Origin of the sequence: Aquabacterium sp. J223, from assembly GCF_024666615.1 — a bacterium.
GTDB lineage: Bacteria > Pseudomonadota > Gammaproteobacteria > Burkholderiales > Burkholderiaceae_C > J223.
This window is the reverse complement of record NZ_CP088297.1, coordinates 3,021,106-3,037,387: the sequence shown is the minus strand read 5'-3', so window position 1 is coordinate 3,037,387 and position 16,282 is coordinate 3,021,106. Positions and strand designations below refer to the sequence as shown.

The window sequence follows — 16,282 nt, the reverse complement described above, 5'->3', positions numbered from 1 at the left end:
CAAAGAGCGTTGACCAACCTGGAATGGTCGTCGGTCAGAACACGTGCTTGACGCCGGCTTCCACACCCGTGCTGCGGGTGAAGCCCGAGGTCTTGGCGGTGCCGACGTCGGCATGAACGCTGGTGCGCTTGCTCAGGAAGTACTCGTAGCCGAGGCCGAACTTGTTGGTGTTGGCGCCGGTGGTGTTGGCAAACGCGGCATAGGGCGAGCCGGCGTTCGGGTTGATGCCGACGGCCGCGTCGTAGCGGGCCACGACGGCCTTCAGGCGACCGCCGGCCAGCGGGGCGGTGGCGCCGATGATGAAGGTCTTGGCTTCGCGGCCGAGGGCGGTGTTGTTGGTGCCAACCGAGTACGACACCATCGGACGGATGCGGCCCAGGTCGTAGGCGGCGCTCACGATCCAGTACTCGTTCTCCACCGGGCCGTTGGCCTGGTCGAGCGTGTTGTAGCCGGCACCCAGCCACAGCGGACCACCGGCGTACTGCACCGCCACGCCCATGTTGCGGCCGGCCTGCGAGCCGGTCTGGGTGACCGGGGAGCCGCCTTCGCCAGCGGCGACCTGCACCTCGGCGGTGAAGCCCGACAGGTTGGGGCTGCGGTAGGTGGCCGCGTTGTAGGCGGTGGTGATGCCGTTGCCGCCGCGGGTGAAGCCCGCCGCGCCGGCGACGTTGTAGTCATAGCCCCAGGGGTCCGAGGCCAGCGACACGTAGAACGCCGGCACGTACTGGCGGCCGAGGCGCACTTCACCGAAGGAGCCGGCCAGGCCGACCCACGACTGCGCGTTCCAGAAGCCCTGCGCCACCTGGTTGGTGTTGTCGCGGCCCTGCACGCTGCCGTCGTCCGGACGGAAGCGGTGCTCGATCTGGAAGTTGGCACGCAGGCCGCCGCCGAGGTCCTCGGTGCCGCGGAAGCCGAGGCGCGATTCGGTCGACTGCTTGACCTGCACGGTGTCCCGCGCGCCCATGGCGAACTGGGGCAGGAAGGTCAGGTTGGAGGTGCCGTTGTTCACCTTCGACACGGCGACATCGATGATGCCGTAGATGGTGACCGACGACTGCGCGGCGGCCGAGCCGGCGGCGCACAGGGCGATCGCGGCGAGCGCGACGTGCTTCTTCTTCATCATGTTGAGGGTCTCCTTGCGGGACGCCGACGGCGTGTCCGCGATGTTCAAAGGGCTCGGATGCAATCCGCTCCAGGGCTGCACCGTGGAATGGATCCAGACCGGCACTGTAGGGAGCGGCCCCCGCGGAGCGATGAGTTTTCCTGTTAGGGCGGTGCGCAACGGTGATGCCGCCGTGCCGTCGCGTGGGGTCCCCGTCCTCGAAACACCTGTGAAGCGGGCGTTGACCGCCGGATTCGCCAGACGGCCGGCGGTGTTGCGCGTCGGTCCTAGGGACGACCCGTAGGGCGTGCGGCGTTGGCCTGTGGAGGCCTCCGCGGTGCCACCGCCTCGTCCCGGATCTGGATCCGTTGTCAGCCCGATGGTGCGCGCTCAGCGTGACCGGCCGGTCATCTCGGCGCCCGCGTCGGCCGGCAGGCGCAGGAACGCGAGCACCACCGCGGCCAGCACGCCGGCCACCAGCCAGAAGGCGACGGCGAACTCGGCCGACCCCAGCGCGGGGGTGCGGTGCAGCGCCTGCGCGGCCACCAGCGCCAGCGCGCCGAGGGCCACGCCCAGGGCGCCGGCCAGCTGCATCGAGATGGTCGACAGGGTGGACGCCGCCGGCCGCTGCTCGGTCGGCACATCGGCGAAGGACAGCGTGTTGACGCAGGTCATCAGCGCGGAGCGCGCGGCCCCGGCGAAGAACAGCCCGATGGCCAGCAGCGGCAGCGGCGTGTGCGGCGACATCACCGCGCAGGCCGCCAGCCCGACCACGCTGGCGCCGCCGGACAGCAGCATCAGCCGCCGGAAGCCCAGCCAGCGCAGCAGCCGGGTGGTCACCACCTTGATCAGCAGGTTGCCGAGGAAGTAGGGCATCAGCAGCGCCCCGGCCGCCGCGGCGCTGCGGCCGAAGGCGAGCTGGAACTGAAGCGCCAGCAGGAAGGGCGTGGCCTGCAGGCACATGGTGGCGAACGTGCCGCCGGAGAACGTCGACACCGCGAAGCTGCGGTGCGCCAGCGGCGCCAGGCTGAGCACCGGGTGGGCGGTGCGCCGCAGGTGCCGGCGGGTCAGCGCGATCACGCCCAGGCCGGCCAGCACCGCGACCAGCGCCGACACGCCCACCGCCGGGTGTTCGCGCACATGGCCGCCGGCCTCCAGCCCGCCGAGCAGCAGCACCAGGCCGAGCGCCGCGCCAGCCGCGCCAAGGCGGTCCAGCGGCGGCCGCCGCAAGCCGCCGTCGGGCGGCACCCAGCGCGCGATGAGCAGCAGCGCGGCCAGGCCCAGCGGCAGGTTGATCCAGAAGATCCAGCGCCAGGAGGCGTAGGTGGTGATGGCGCCGCCCAGCGGCGGCCCGATCACCGGCGCGAACAGCGCCGGCCAGGCCAGCAGCGCCGCCACCGCGATCAGGTCCTGCTTGCGCGCCGGCCCCAGCGCCAGGGTGCGCCCGAGCGGCAGCATCAGCCCGCCGCCCAGGCCCTGCACGGCGCGCGCCACCACCAGCGCGGCGGCGCTGTCGGCCAGGCCGCAGGCCAGGGAGGCCAGCGTGAACACCCCCACCGCGCACAGGAAGACCCGGCGCACGCCGTAGCGCTCGCCCAGCCAGGTGCTCATCGGCAGCACCACCGCGCCGGTGAGCAGGTAGACCGTGACGGCGGCGCTGAGCGTCAGCGGCGCGACGCCGAGGGCGTCGGCCATCGGCGGCAGCGAGGTGTTGAGGATGGAGCCGTCGAGCAGCAGCATGAACCAGATGCCGCCGACCAGCCACGGCACGCGGCCCGGCCGGCCGACGGCCGCGGGCCGGTCGTCGAGGCTGGCGGCTCCCCCGGCCGCGGATTCGGTCACTGCTCGGCCATCCATGTCGGATGGATGCTAGCCGGCCTGTTCGGTCGACGGCGCGAAGGCGTCGCAGTGGAAGTTGTCGGCGGCCAGGCCGTGTGCCAGGAAGCGCTCGCGCGCGGCGGCGACCATGTCGGGCGAGCCGCAGGCGTAGACCTCGTGGCCGGCGAGGTCGGGCAGTGTTGCGGTCACCACCTCCGGCAGGCGGCCGATCGCGCCGGTCCAGCCGTCCCCGGCCTCGGGCCGCGACAGCGACGGCGTGTAGCGCAGCCAGGGCGCGGCCTCGGCCCAGCGCCGGGCCAGCGCGTCGCGGTACAGCCCGGCCGGCCGACGGGCGCCGACGAACAGGTGCACCGGCCGCGTCGACCGCCGCTTGAGCAGGTCTTCGACGATCGACTGGATGGGCGCGAAGCCGGTGCCGCCGGCGACCAGCACGATGGGTCGCTCGCCGTCCTCGTGCGACGCCTCGCGCAGATGGAAGTCGCCCAGCGGCAGTCGAAGCCGCACGGTGTCGCCCGGCTTCAGGCCGCCGGCCTCGGGTGCGTTGAACGCGAGGTCGGAGAAGCGGCCGCCGTCCACGCGGCCGACGTGCAGCTCCACCGCGTCGCTGACCTGCGGCGGATTGGCCATCGAGAAGCAGCGCTCCTGGCCGTCGTCGAGCAGCACCTTCAGGTACTGGCCGGCCTTGAACTTCACCCGCTTGCCCGCCGGGAAGCGCAGCTTGAGCACCGCCACCTCCGGGCAGGGGTGCTCCACCTTCAGCAGCTTGGCGGGGATGGGCTCGGCGGCGGCGGGGTCCAGCCGCTGCACCGCGCCGCGCGGCGCGAGGAGCAGGTCCGAGCGCGGCTTGACCCGGCACAGCTTGACCTCCGGCAGCGGACCGTGCAGCACGTCGCCCTCGCCCTTGCCGTGGGCGCCTTGCAGCACGAAGGCGCCGTCGCGCACGGCGCCTTCGCAGGTGCCGCAGATGCCGGCGCGGCAGGACGCCGGCAGGCTCCAGCCCGCATGCTCGGCGGCGGTGAGGACGAACTCGGCCTCGCCGCAGTCGAAGCCCGGCCCGTCGGCCACCTGGACGCGGTGGCGCGTCCCCGTGCTCACAACGGGATCGCCAGCAGCGTGTCGAACACCGAGCTGTCGCAGACCACCACCCGTCGCGCGATCTTCAGGTCGTCCTCGCCGGTGATGCGGTACTCGTCGTGGTAGCAGCCGGTGACGAACAGCTCGCTCGGCCGGTTGCGGGTGATGCGGTAGACGGCGAACGGCGTCTGCGCGCGCACCCGGTCGCCCTCGGGCTGCACGGTGGCCGGCATCGACAGCACGTGGCGGTAGCGGTGGCGTTCGTAGATGTTGGCCTCGCGCAGGCCGGAGACGCGGTCCTTCAACATGCCCTGGTTGTCGCACCAGACGATGCCGGCGGCCAGGCCGCGCACGTGGTTCTCGTGCGAGGTGATGCTGTAGAAGCAGTCCTCGGTGAAGAAGCCGGGCCAGTCTTCGAGCCGGTCGTCGTCGATCGCCTGGGCATAACGCGCCTGCAGCAGCGAGACGGCGAGGTGCAGTTCAAGGGTCTTCACGGGATCGTTCCTCACAGGCCCATGTGGCGGCGGTACGCCTTCCAGAAGCCGCGCACCGACGCCTCGGTGGCGCGGGTGTCGCTGGACGACGTGGCGTCGCCGCCCATCTGCACCACCGCCCGCTCGTCCTCGGCGGTGGCGATGCCGCGCTGCACGAAGCCGCCGACGCAGCCGTCCTCCATCGACACCAGGCCCGCCGGGCCGACCAGGTTGAGCTGCTTCAGCCGCGCGGTGCGCTGCTCGGGCGTGTCCTCCCTGAAGCCGAAGTAGGTCCAGTGCAGCTCCGTCTCGTCGACGCCCTTGGGCAGCACCTGCCGCACGACGAAGCTGTTCCACACCTGGCCGAGCACGAAGCCCGGGAACACCGAGAGGATCTGCAGCGTGATGCCGTCGCCGATCTCGTCGGTGCCCTGCAGGAAGCTGGTGTCGTGCAGGGTGTAGTCCTGGTTCTCCGACCGGATGCCCTGGTCGCGGTACTCGCTGCCGTGCCGCTCGTCGGGGATCACCATCGAATAGCTGACGTGGTTGCCGCCGTCCTCGCTGACGATCAGCCCGCCCTTCTGCGTCAGCCGGTTGACGTCGAAGGTGGTGAGGAACAGGTGCAGCAGGCTGGCGTGGTAGCTGTCCTTGACGTTCTCGAAGTACAGCTTCCAGTTGTTGGGCAGCTTCTGCGTGAAGCGGCCCAGCACCTCGATCTCGCCCTTGCCGAGGATGCGGCGGATGCGGCCGAGCACCGCCTCGCCGATGTAGTCCTCGAGGTCGGGCACGTCGTCCGAGAAGCTGCCGAAGACCAGCCCGCAGGTGGTGGCCACGCGCAGCTTGCGCGGCGAGTGCGCCGGCTTGTCGAAGCCCGGCGGCATGCCGCCCTTGCCGGCCACGCCCTGCTCGAAGGCCACGCCCTTGAGCGTGCCCTGCAGGTCGTAGGACCAGGCGTGGTAGACGCAGGTGAACTGGTCGGTGCGGCCGGCGTTCTCCAGCGCGATCAGCGCGCCGCGGTGGGCGCAGCGGTTCTCGAAGGCGTAGAGCTCGCCGTCCTCCGCGCGCACCGCCACCACCGGCGTCTCGCCGACGAAGGTGCTGACGTAGTCGCCGGTCTGCGCCAGGTCGGCTTCGAGGCAGAGGTAGTTCCAGGTCTCGCCCTGGTAGAGGCGCTGCTGCTCCTGGCGGCGCAGCGCCTCGTCGGTGTAGACCCAGTAGGGGATGCGGGTCAGGCCCTCGTCCGGCCAGGTGCGGCCGGGCGCGGCCGGGGTGGCGACGTCGTTCATGGTGGCGTGCTGCGAAGAAGAAGAGGAGAGGCGAGGGCGCCGTGCCGGTCAGTCGACGCTGACGTTGGCGCGCTGCACGACCTCGCGCCAGCGGGCCGACTCGGCGGCGAGGAAGGTGGCCAGTTCCGCCGGCGTGCCGCCGACGCCTTCGCCGCCCAGGTCGGCGAAGCGCTTCTGCACCTCCTGCGTCTTCACCACCTCGGCCATCGCCTTGCTGATGGCGGCGGTGATCGCGGCCGGCGTGTTGGGGGGCGCCACCACCGCCACCCAGGTGCCGGTGCGGAAGTCGCGCACGCCGGCTTCCTCCATCGTCGGCACCTCGGGAATGCTGGGCAGGCGCTTGGCGGTGGCCACCGCCAGCACCTTCACCCGCCCGGCCTTGTACTGGCCGAGGGTGGAGGAGATGTTGTCGAACATCATGTCGACCTGCCCGCCGGCCAGGTCGGTCAGCGCCGGGGCGGTGCCCTTGTACGGCACGTGCACCAGCGAGGTGTTGGTGCGCTGCTGGAACAGCGCGCCGGTGAGGTGGGAGGTGGTGCCGTTGCCCTGTGTGGCGAAGGTCACCTTGCCCGGTTCCTTCTGCGCCATCGCGATGAGCTGCTGCACGTCCTGCGCCGGCAGGTTGCTGCGCACCGCCAGCACGTTCGGCATGGTGGCCAGCAGCGACACGGGCATGAACTTGGTGACGTCGTAGGTCAGCTTCTTGTAGAGGCTGGCGTTGACGGCCAGCGGTCCGGGCGGGCTGGCCAGCAGGGTGTAGCCGTCGGGCTCCGCGCGGAAGGCCAGCTCGGCGCCGACGTTGCCGCCGGCCCCGGGCCGGTTGTCGATCACCACCGGCTGGCCCCACATCGCGCTGAGCCTCTCCGAGACGATGCGCGGGATGGCGTCCGCCGTGCCGCCCGCCGGGAAGGGCACGATGATGCGCACCGGCTTGTTGGGGAAGGCGGCCTGCGCGAGCGCCGGGCCGGCGCCGGCCAGCAGGGCCCACGCCAGGGCGCAGGGCAGGGTGAAGCGGCGTCGTGGCATGGTGGTCTCCGTTCGGTGTTCGTCGGGTCGGTGCGCATTGCGCACTCGGTACGTTGCGGCGTCGATGCCCGCTTGGTGCTGGTAGTGTGGGGACCAGTGTGTGGGAGGGTCAATGCACAGCGCGCCCATGTTCGCAATGCGTACTTCGGCAAGGGGTGAGGGGGCGCCACGGTGAAGCTGGCGCGACGCGACTTCGTGGCCTCGCTGCAGACCGGCCTTGCCGTCATCGAGGCCTTCGACAGCGCCCATTCGCGGCTGACGCTGACCGAGGTGGCCGCGCGCACGGGGCTCACCCGTGCGGCGGCCCGGCGCTACCTGCTCACGCTGGCCCACCTCGGTTATGCCGACTACGACGGCAAGCACTTCTCGCTCGACCTGCGGGTGCTGCGGCTGGGCTACGGCCTGCTGTCGGCGGCGCCGCTGCCGCGCAAGTCGCAGCCGGTGCTCGACACCGTGTCGCTGAAGACGAACGAGACCGCCTCCATCGCGGTGCTCGACGAGACCGCCGTGGTGTTCCTCGCCCGCTCGCACAGCCGCCGGGTGTTCTCGCCGACCGTGGGCGTCGGCACCCGGCTGCCGGCGTTCTGCCTGTCCACCGGCCGCGTGCTGCTGGCGCAGAAGACCGACGTCGAGGTGCGCATGCTGCTGGGCCACACCGACCTCACGCCCTTCACCCCGCACACCCTCGTCGACGTCGACGCCATCGTCGCCGCGGTGCGCGACGCCCGCGAGCGCGGCTACGCGCTCAGCGACCAGGAGTACGAGCTCGGCCTGCGCTCGCTGGCCGTGCCGGTGCCCAACGCCAGCGGCCGCTCGGAGGTGGCGATGACGGTCAGCGTGCAGGCCGCGCAGATGGGCATGGACGAGATGGTCGAGCGGCTGCTGCCGCCGCTGCTCGAAGGCGCCCGCGACCTCTGCACCTTGCTGTGAAGGCCATCCCATGAACCGCATCGCCATCGCCACCGGCGACCCCAACGGCATCGGCCCCGAGCTCGTGCTCAAGGCGCTGGCCGCGCTGCCGCCGGCCCGCCGCAGCGACGGCACGCTGGCGGTCTTCGGCCCGGCCCACGTGCTGCACGACACGGCGGCGGCCATCGGACTGTCGTCGGTGCTGGACGGCCTGCCGGTGCACGACGCCGGCGGCCTGCCGCGCGCCGCCCACCGGCCGGGCCAGGTGTCTGCCGAGGCCGGCGCCAGTGCGGTGGCCTCGGCCAGTGCGGCCATCGCGGCGGTGCAGGCCGGGCACTTCGACGCCGTGGTGGCGGCGCCCCACCACGAGACCGCCATCCACCAGGCCGGCATCGCCTTCACCGGTTATGCCTCGCTGGTGGAGCGGGTGTGCGGCCTGCCGCCGGACTCGGTGTTCGTGCTGCTGGTGGGGGGCGGCCTGCGCATCGTGCACGCCACGCTGCACGAGAGCGTGGCGCAGGCGCTGGCCCGCCTGACGCCGGCGCTGGTCGAACGCGCCGCCCGGGCCGGGGCGATGGCCTGCACGCGGCTGGGGGTGCCGGCGCCCCGCATCGCGCTGTTCGGTCTCAACCCGCATGCGTCGGAGGGCGGCCTCTTCGGCGACGACGACGCGCGGGTCACCATGCCGGCCGCCGACCGCCTGCGCGCCGAGGGCCTGGCCGTCGACGGCCCCACCGGCGGCGACGTGCTGCTGGCCGCCAGGGCGCATGACCTGTACGTGGCGATGTTCCACGACCAGGGCCACATCCCGATCAAGCTGCTGGCGCCGCAGGCGGCCAGCGCGCTGTCGGTCGGCGGCGACGTGCTGGTGGCCAGCGTGGCGCACGGCAGCGCGATGGACATCGCCGGGCGCAACCTGGCGCGGCCCGATGCGCTGCTGCGCTCGCTGGCGTTGCTGGGCTGGACTTCGGTGGCCGGGCCGGCCTAGGCTCGCGCCGGCGCGCCTGCGAGAGTCGGCGTCAGGCGGGCTGGCGCTTCGCGCGTTGCCCGCGCAGCCAGGCGCTGGAACGACCGCCCAGCGGCCGCTGCAGCAGCGCCTGCGCATGGTCGACGGCGTCCAGCAGCGCGTCGAGGTCGATCCCGGTCTCGAAGCCGCAGCGGTGGGCCAGCAGCACCAGGTCTTCGGTGGCCAGGTTGCCGGCGGCGCCGGGTGCGAAGGGGCAGCCGCCGATGCCGCCGACGCTGGCGTCGAAACGGCGCACGCCGGCTTCCACGGCGGCCCAGGCATTGGCCACGGCCATGCCGCGCGTGTCGTGCAGGTGGATGGCCAGCCGCTCGGCCGCGACGGCCTGGCGCAGCGCGCCGAGGCGGTCGCGCACCATGGCCGGCGACGCCGCGCCGATGGTGTCGGCGATCACGATTTCCTGTGCGCCCGCCGCGGCCATGCGCCGGGCCAGCGCCACCACCCGGTCCAGCGGCGTCTCGCCCTCGAAGGGGCATTCGAAGGCCACCGCGACGTAGGCCCGCGCGCGCAGCCCGGCCGCCAGCGCGGCCTGCACCGTCTGCTCGCTGACCTCGGCCGCCTGCTCGAGGCCCATGTTGATGTTCTTGCGGTTCATCGTCTCGGTGGCGGACAGCACCACCGCGATCTCCCGGGCACCCGCCGCCCTTGCGCGCTGCAGCCCGGTCAAGTTGGGCACGAGCACCGAGGTGCGCAGCGCGGGCAGGCGCTGCTGCACGAGCGGCAGCAGGTCACCGGCATCGGCCATCTGCGGCACCGCCTTGGGCGAGACGAAGCTGGTGACCTCGACGCTGGCCACGCCCGCCGCCGCCAGGCGTTCGATCAGTTGCAGCTTGCCGTCGGTGCCGACGGGCACCGACTGGTTCTGCAGGCCGTCGCGTGGCGCGACGTCGGTGACGTGCAGTCGTTCCATGGTCCGGTCCCTTGCCAGGGTCAGCCGACCGCGCCGGCGCTGCGCAGCGCCGCGATGCGGTCGGCGGGGTAGCCCGCCAGGTCGGCCAGCACGCGGTCGGTGTGCTCGCCCAGCTGGGGCGGGGCGCGCCACTCGGTGGGCCGGGCGGCCGACAGCTTGACCGGGTTGCCCGGCATGCGCACGGTGTCACCGGTGTGCAGCGGCACCTCGACCACCATGTCGCGCGCGCGCACCTGGTCGTCGTTCAGCGCCTGGGCGAAGTTGTTGACCGGCCCGCAGGGAATGCGGGCCTCGCGCAGCTGCGCCAGCCATTCGGCGGTGGTGCGCCGGCGCATGCGCTGCGCAATGAGCGCGTCGATGCGCGCCTTGGCCGCGAAGCGCACCGGCTGCTGCTTCAGCGCCGGGTCGCGCAGCTCGGCGATGTCCATGCACTCGACGAAGCGCTCGAAGAACGCGTCGCCGATGCATGCGACGATGACATGGCCGTCGGCCGTCGGATAGCTGTTGTACGGCACGTGGACGAAGTGGCCGTTGCCGATGCCCTGCGGCACCTGGCCCGACAGGAAGTGCATCGTGGCCATGTAGTTGAGCAGCGAGACCTGCGCGTCCAGCATCGAGATGTCGACGTGCTGGCCGCGTCCGGTGCGCTCGCGTTCCACCAGGGCCGCCAGCACGCCGACGGCGCCGAAGAGCCCGCCGCCCAGGTCGCCGATCGGGATGCCGCTGCGCATCGGGCCGGTCTCGGGCGAGCCGGTGATCGACATCCCGCCGCCCATGGCCTGCACCACCTGGTCGAACGCCGGCCGGTCGACATCGGGGCCGGTCTCGCCGAAGCCGGTGACCGAGCAGGTGACGATGCGCGGGTTCACCGCCGCCAGGGCCTCGTGGTGGATGCCCAGCCGCCGCGGCACGCCGACGCTGAAGTTGTCGAACACCACGTCGGCCTGTCGCACCAGGTCGAGGAACACCTCGCGCCCCCGCGGCGACTTCAGGTCGATGCACACGCTCTGCTTGTTGCGGTTGAGCGTCAGGAAGTAGGCGCCCATGCCGCCGCGCGAGTGGTCGGGGTCGTGTTCCAGCAGCCGGCGGGTGCCTTCGCCGCCGACGGGTGGCTCGACCTTGATGGTGCGGGCGCCGAGGTCGGTCAGCAGCATGGTGCCGTAGGGCCCCGACAGCATGTGCGTGAGGTCGAGGACGGTGATGTGTTCGAGGGCCATGGCGATGTCGCGAAGGGTCAGGCGGGCAGCGCCGACTGCAGCTGTGACAGCGTCAGCACGTCGGCGTACTTGGCGTTCAGGTCGAAGAGGTTGGCCTCGTGCGGTGCCGGGTGCCGGTCGCCGCAGGCGTCGCCGACGACGACCGGGATGAAGCCGTGCTGCATCGCGTCGACCGCGCTGGCGCGCACGCAGCCGCTGGTGCTCATGCCGGCGATCAGCACGCAGTCGACACCCTGCGCGTGCAGCAGGCTCGCCAGCGACGTGCCGAAGAATGCGCTGGCGTACTGCTTGGTCAGCATCGGCTCGGCGGGCGTCGGCGCCAGCGCCGGCACGACGTCGCCCAGCGGATCGCCTTCGCAGAACACCCGCAGCGCCGGCACCTTGCGGAAGAAGACGCCGCCGTCAAGGCCGTCGGCCCGGTAGGTCACCCGCGTGTGGCAGACCAGCAGCGCCCGCCGGCGGGCCCAGGCCAGCAGGTCAGCCGCCCGCTCGGCCGCCTGCGGGCAGCCTGCGAACAGCGGCGACCTTGCCTCGAAGTAGGCCTGGGCGAAGTCGATCATCAGCAGTGCCTGCCGCCGGCCGAAGCCCAGGCTGGCGCCGAAGGCACCCTGCCCGTAGCTGGCGTGCAGCGAATGGTCGTCGGCCCTATCGGCCATGGTCTTCTCCTGCGAGCCACGCGTGCTTGGCGGCGTGGATGTGGCTGCTCATCACGCTGCGCGCCCAGGCCGGGTCGCGGCTGCGCAGCGCGTCGATCAATTCGCGGTGGTGGCCGAAGCTGCGCGCCAGCTCGGCCGCGGTGTAGCGGCGGAAGGTCTGCTGCACGATCGGCACCTCCATCGCCTTGGCCAGCGTCAGCACCAGCCGCTCGTTGCCGGCGGCCTGCGCGACGATCTGGTGGAACTCGCGGTTCAGCCGCCCCAGCGGGTGTGCGGTCGCCGCCCGCTCCCGGGGCGGTCCGCAGGCCTCGATGCCGTCCTGCAGGCGCGCCAGCGCATCGACCTGCGCGGCGGTGGCGCGGGCCGCGGCCAGGGCGGCGATCTCGCTTTCGATGAGCGCGCGCGTCTCGAAGATCTCGCGCACCTCCTGCTCGGACCAGCGGCGCACCGTGCTGCCGCTGTTCGGCTTGAACAGCACGAAGCCGTCGGCCACCAGCTGGCGCATCGCCTCGCGCACCGGCGTGCGCGAGCTGTCGAAGGAGGCCGCCAGCTGCTGCTCGGTGATGCGCGCGCCGGCGGGGTAGTGGCCGGCGATGATCTGCTCCTTGACCGCCGTGTAGATGCGGGCGGCGGCGGTCTCCGGCGCGGCGGTCGGCTCGGGCGTCATCGCTTGAATGTACACAATCGAGGGTCGTTTCACCACGGCTTCCCTGGGCGATGTCAGGATCTGCCGCTGGTTTTGTCGACAATTCTGGAGCGCTCATGGAATGGACCGAACGGCTGCGGATGCGCCAGCTCTACCTGCTGGTGGCGGTGCACGAGCACCGCAACATCAGCCGGACGGCCAGCCGGATGGGGCTGACCCAGCCCGGCCTGTCGAAGTGGCTGGCCGACCTGGAGAACGACCTGGGCGTCAAGCTGTTCCGCCGCGAGGCGCGGGGGCTGCAGCCCACCGCCCATTGCGACGCGCTGGTCCAGCATGCGCGGGCCATCATCGGCGAGCTGGACCGCACGCGCACCACCATCGCGCTGCTGTCCCAGGGCGCCACCGGCAACCTCGTCGTGGGCACCACGCCCAGCGTGTCCGCCGGCGTCGTGCCGCAGGCGGCCGCCCATGTGGCCCGGCAGTTCCCGGACGCGTTTCTGCGCTTGATGGAGGACCGGGTGGACGTGCTGCTGGCGCAGCTGCTGGAAGGCCGCGTCGACTTCGTCATCACGCGCACCGAGCAGGCGCGGCTCGAGCCCCGCCTGCGCCTCGAGCGGCTGTACCCGGAGCACATCTCGGTGGTCGTCGGCCCGCGGCACCCGCTGGCCGACCGGCGTGAGGTCGGCTGGCCCGAGGTCATGGCCTACCCGTGGGTGGCGCCGCCGCCCACCAGCCCCATCCGTCGTGAGCTGGACCATGAGCTGGCGCTGGCCGGCCAGGACAACCCGCGCTACCGCGTCGAATCCGGCTCGGCGCTGGTCATCGTGTCGCTGCTGCAGACCACCGAGATGGTGGCGCCGATGTCGAGCCGGCCGATGGCCTACTTCCGGCGGCTGGGGCAGCTGGTGCCGCTGCCACTGCCGAACCTGCGCGAGGGCTCGGTGAGCGTCATCCACCGCCGCGACGCGGTGCCGACGCCCCTGCACGGCGCCTTCCTCGACGGGTTGCGCGCAGCCGCACAGGCAGACATGCCGACTGCGTGATGACGGCATTGCCAAGTTCCATGGGGGCCGCGCCGGCGTGGCGTTGTCTGCGGTCCAGAATCGGTCAACGCCGCATCGCCCCTCACGATGAAACCACCGAGTGTCCTCATCGCCGGCGCCGGACCGGCCGGCCTGGTCAGCGCCCTGGCGCTGGCGCGCGCCGGCATCCCGGTCACCGTGCTGGAGCGCGCCGCTGACCTGGTGCAGGACCTGCGGGCCTCCACCTTCCACCCGCCGACGCTGGACCTGCTCGAGCAGTTCGGCGACATCCCCGAACGGCTGAAGGCCCAGGGCCTGATCGCCCGCCACACCCAGCAGCGTGACCGGCGCGAGGGCGTGATCGCCGAGTTCGACATGGCGTTACTGGAAGGCCAGACGCGGCACCCGTACCGCCTGCAGTGCGAACAATGGAAGCTGGCCCGGCTGCTGCGCGAGGCGCTGTCGGCGCTGCCGCACGCCCGGCTGGTGGCCGACGCCACGGTGGACGGGGTCGAGCAGGGGGCCGACCACGTCGTCGTCACCGCCACGGTGCAGGGCGAGGCCACCCGCTTCCAGGGCGACTGGCTGATCGGGGCCGACGGCGCCTGGAGCGCCGTGCGGCAGTCGCTGGGCATCGAGTTCGAGGGCTTCACCTACCCCGAGCGCTTCCTGGTGGTGTCGACGGCGTTCCCCTTCGAGTTGCACCTGCCGCGGCTGTCCTGGGTCAACTACATCTCCGACCCCGACGAATGGTGCGTGCTGCTGCGCGTGCCGGGGCTGTGGCGGGTGCTCTTCCCGACGCCGCCGCAGGAGACCGACGAGGAGGTGATGTCGGGCCTGACCATCGAGCGGCGACTGCAGGGCCTGCTGGCGCAGCCGCGGCCCTACGAGGTGGTGCACCGCACCCTCTACAAGGTGCACCAGCGCATCGCGCGCCAGTTCCGCAAGGGCCGGGTGCTGCTCGCCGGCGACGCGGCCCACATCAACAATCCGCTGGGCGGCATGGGGATGAATGGCGGCGTGCACGACGCCTTCAACCTGTCGGCCAAGCTCATCGAGGTGGTGCAGGGCGGTGCCGACGCCGCGCTGCTCGACCGCTACGAGCGGCAGCGCCGCACCGTCGCCATCGAGTACGTCAACGCGGACACGCAGCGCAACAAGAAGAACATCGAGGAACGCGACCCGGCGACGCGGGCGCGCCACCACGACGAGCTGCGGGCCATCGCCGCGGACCCCGCGGCGTCCCGCGCCTACCTGCGCAAGACCTCGATGCTCGACGCGCTGGCCCGCGCCGACGGCATCGCCTGAAGGCCCTCGACCACCATGGACCACCTCGGCTTCCGCGCCAAGCTCGGCGCCCTCGGCCCGTCGACGAACACCATCGTCCAGCCGGACTTCGACGACATGCGCCCGGTGGGCGTCACCAACCACTACAGCCGCATCGTCATCCCGGACGTGCCGGTCCACAGCGACGAGGACTTCGTGCGGCTGGTCGGCCTGATCCAGGACAACACCCTGCAGGCGGTGGACGTGCTGCGCAGCTGCGAGATCGACTACCTGGTGATGGGCATGTCGGCGGCCACCTTCTGGGACGGCAGGGCCGGCGCCGAACGGTACCTGGCCATGATGCGCGAACGCGCCGGCGTGGGCGTGTCCTGCGGCTCGTTCGCGATGGAGGCGGCGCTCAACGTCCATCGGGTCCGACGCATCGCGTTCATGTCGCCATACTTCCCGGTGGCCAACGCGCAGGTGCGCCGGTTCTTCGAGGACTGCGGCTTCATCGTCGTGCGCGACGTCTGCCTGCGGCGGCCGAGCCCGGTGCAGATCGCGCACACCACCGACGCCATGTGCCGGCAGGCGATCCGGGAGCTCGACGGCGACGACGTCGACGCGATCGTGCAGGTCGGCACCAACCTGTCCATGGTGCGGCTGGCCGCGGCGGCCGAGCTCTTCCTCGGCAAGCCGGTGCTCGCCATCAACACCGCCACCTACTGGCACGGGTTGCGGGCGATGGGCATCGGGGACCGCCGCGAGGGCTTCGGCTCCTTGCTGAGCCACCACTGAGGGCAGCCCTCGCCGCCGCGCGCGCCGCGGAAGCGACGGCTACTGCGCCTTCGCGCCGGAGACGCGAATGACCTCGGTCAGGCGCTCGGCGTCGCGCCGCACCCGGGCTTCGAGCTGTGCCGCGGTGCCGCCGACCGGTTCGCCACCGGCGCCGCGGATCACCTCCATCATCGCCGGGTCGGCCAGGAGCTTGGCAAGCTCCCGCTCCAGCCGGCCGAGGATGTCCGGCGGCGTTCGCGCCGGCGCGAAGATGCCGAACCAGCCCGACAGCTCGTAGTCGGGGATGCCCAGCGCTTCGGCCACCGTCGGCACGTCGGGCAGCAGGGCGGAGCGGCGGGCGCTCGTCACGGCCAGCGCCCGCAGCCGGTTGCTGCGCACGAACTGCAGGGCCACCGGCATGTTGACGAAGCCCACCTGCAGCACGCCGGACAGGTGGTCGTTGGTCGCCTGCGCGTTGCCCTGGTACGGCACGTGGGTGAGCAGGGCGCCGGTCTTCACCGCCAGCAGCTCGGCGGAGAGGTGGCCCGAGCTGCCGATGCCCGGTGTGCCGTAGTTGAACTTGCGCGGCTCCGCCTTCGCGGCCTGCACCAGTTCCTTCATCGACTGGATGGCCAGGCCCGGGTGCACCGTCACCACGTTGGCGATGTCCGCGACCTGGATGATGGGCGCCAGGTCGCGTGTCGGGCTGTAGGTCAGGTTGTCATAGAGGGCCGGGTTCGTGGCCAGCGGCAGGCCGTTGATCAGCAGGGTGTAGCCGTCCGGCGCCGCCTTGGCCACGAACGCATTGCCGATGTTGGTGCCGGCACCGGGCTTCTGCTCGACAAGGAAGGTCTGTCCCATCAACTGCTCGAGCCGCTGGGCGATCGCCCGTGCGAAGAGGTCGCCGCTGCCGCCGGCGGCGGGCACCACCAGGCGCACCGGCCGCGAGGGGTAGGTGTCGGCCAGGGCCCACGGGGACCGAGCGGCCAGCGGGACCGCGCCGGCGAGCGACAGGAGGGTGCGACGTTGCATTCGAGCCTTCAATCGTTTCCAGC

General features: G+C 72.1%; 16 protein-coding genes. 5 read left to right on the top strand and 11 right to left on the bottom strand.

Features of this window, described 5'->3' with window-relative positions; translation table 11 throughout:
- Positions 1-34: 34 nt before the first annotated feature.
- The 6 genes from LRS07_RS14440 to LRS07_RS14415 all read right to left on the bottom strand — a co-directional run bounded on the left by LRS07_RS14440 (position 35) and on the right by LRS07_RS14415 (position 6,800).
- Positions 35-1,171, bottom strand: a complete 1,137-nt coding sequence (locus tag LRS07_RS14440) for a porin (protein WP_260498704.1) — start codon at positions 1,169-1,171, stop codon at positions 35-37.
- 321 nt (positions 1,172-1,492) lie between these two features.
- Positions 1,493-2,944 carry an MFS transporter gene (locus LRS07_RS14435; protein ID WP_260498703.1) on the bottom strand — a complete coding sequence of 484 codons (1,452 nt, stop codon included), beginning with the start codon at positions 2,942-2,944 and terminating at the stop codon, positions 1,493-1,495.
- Between the two features lie 27 nt (positions 2,945-2,971).
- Complete coding sequence (locus LRS07_RS14430) at positions 2,972-4,036, bottom strand: 2Fe-2S iron-sulfur cluster-binding protein (RefSeq protein WP_260498702.1); 1,065 nt, start codon at positions 4,034-4,036, stop codon at positions 2,972-2,974.
- Positions 4,033-4,509, bottom strand: a complete 477-nt coding sequence (locus LRS07_RS14425; RefSeq protein WP_260498701.1) for an aromatic-ring-hydroxylating dioxygenase subunit beta — start codon at positions 4,507-4,509, stop codon at positions 4,033-4,035. The genes LRS07_RS14430 and LRS07_RS14425 overlap by 4 nt, the downstream gene beginning before the upstream one ends.
- An 11-nt stretch (positions 4,510-4,520) precedes the next feature.
- Positions 4,521-5,774, bottom strand: coding sequence for an aromatic ring-hydroxylating dioxygenase subunit alpha (locus tag LRS07_RS14420; RefSeq protein ID WP_260498700.1), 1,254 nt, complete (start codon positions 5,772-5,774; stop codon positions 4,521-4,523).
- Positions 5,775-5,822: 48 nt separating this feature from the next.
- Complete coding sequence (locus LRS07_RS14415) at positions 5,823-6,800, bottom strand: Bug family tripartite tricarboxylate transporter substrate binding protein (RefSeq protein WP_260498699.1); 978 nt, start codon at positions 6,798-6,800, stop codon at positions 5,823-5,825.
- A 171-nt stretch (positions 6,801-6,971) separates the two neighbouring features.
- On the opposite strand from LRS07_RS14415, the gene LRS07_RS14410 reads away from it, so the two are divergent.
- Positions 6,972-7,730 carry an IclR family transcriptional regulator domain-containing protein gene (locus tag LRS07_RS14410; protein WP_260498698.1) on the top strand — a complete coding sequence of 253 codons (759 nt, stop codon included), beginning with the start codon at positions 6,972-6,974 and terminating at the stop codon, positions 7,728-7,730.
- Positions 7,731-7,740: 10 nt separating this feature from the next.
- Positions 7,741-8,697 carry a PdxA family dehydrogenase gene (locus tag LRS07_RS14405; protein ID WP_260498697.1) on the top strand — a complete coding sequence of 319 codons (957 nt, stop codon included), beginning with the start codon at positions 7,741-7,743 and terminating at the stop codon, positions 8,695-8,697.
- A 31-nt stretch (positions 8,698-8,728) separates the two neighbouring features.
- Here the strand turns inward: LRS07_RS14405 and LRS07_RS14400 are convergent, their stop codons facing one another.
- From LRS07_RS14400 to LRS07_RS14385, 4 genes are read right to left on the bottom strand one after another with little or no spacing between them, the layout of a single operon-like run.
- Complete coding sequence (locus LRS07_RS14400) at positions 8,729-9,643, bottom strand: hydroxymethylglutaryl-CoA lyase (RefSeq protein WP_260498696.1); 915 nt, start codon at positions 9,641-9,643, stop codon at positions 8,729-8,731.
- Between the two features lie 20 nt (positions 9,644-9,663).
- Complete coding sequence (locus LRS07_RS14395) at positions 9,664-10,860, bottom strand: CaiB/BaiF CoA transferase family protein (protein ID WP_260498695.1); 1,197 nt, start codon at positions 10,858-10,860, stop codon at positions 9,664-9,666.
- A 17-nt stretch (positions 10,861-10,877) separates the two neighbouring features.
- Complete coding sequence (locus LRS07_RS14390) at positions 10,878-11,516, bottom strand: isochorismatase family protein (protein ID WP_260498694.1); 639 nt, start codon at positions 11,514-11,516, stop codon at positions 10,878-10,880.
- Positions 11,506-12,183 (bottom strand): GntR family transcriptional regulator, encoded by a 678-nt coding sequence (locus LRS07_RS14385; RefSeq protein WP_260498693.1) that lies wholly within the window; start codon positions 12,181-12,183, stop codon positions 11,506-11,508. The genes LRS07_RS14390 and LRS07_RS14385 overlap by 11 nt, the downstream gene beginning before the upstream one ends.
- A 95-nt stretch (positions 12,184-12,278) precedes the next feature.
- Between LRS07_RS14385 and LRS07_RS14380 the strand changes: the two genes are divergently transcribed.
- The 3 genes from LRS07_RS14380 (at position 12,279) to LRS07_RS14370 (ending at position 15,248) form a co-directional block, all read left to right on the top strand.
- Positions 12,279-13,205: a LysR family transcriptional regulator gene (locus LRS07_RS14380; RefSeq protein ID WP_260498692.1), complete on the top strand. Its 927-nt coding sequence runs from the start codon at positions 12,279-12,281 to the stop codon at positions 13,203-13,205.
- An 87-nt stretch (positions 13,206-13,292) separates the two neighbouring features.
- A complete protein-coding gene (locus LRS07_RS14375) occupies positions 13,293-14,492 on the top strand; it encodes an FAD-dependent oxidoreductase (RefSeq protein WP_260498691.1) in 1,200 nt (399 codons plus the stop codon).
- Between the two features lie 15 nt (positions 14,493-14,507).
- A complete protein-coding gene (locus LRS07_RS14370; RefSeq protein ID WP_260498690.1) occupies positions 14,508-15,248 on the top strand; it encodes a maleate cis-trans isomerase family protein in 741 nt (246 codons plus the stop codon).
- A gap of 39 nt (positions 15,249-15,287) precedes the next feature.
- On the opposite strand, the gene LRS07_RS14365 is transcribed toward LRS07_RS14370, so the two are convergent.
- Entirely contained in the window at positions 15,288-16,259 is a 972-nt protein-coding gene (locus tag LRS07_RS14365) for a Bug family tripartite tricarboxylate transporter substrate binding protein (protein ID WP_260498689.1), read from the bottom strand.
- Positions 16,260-16,282: the final 23 nt, after the last annotated feature.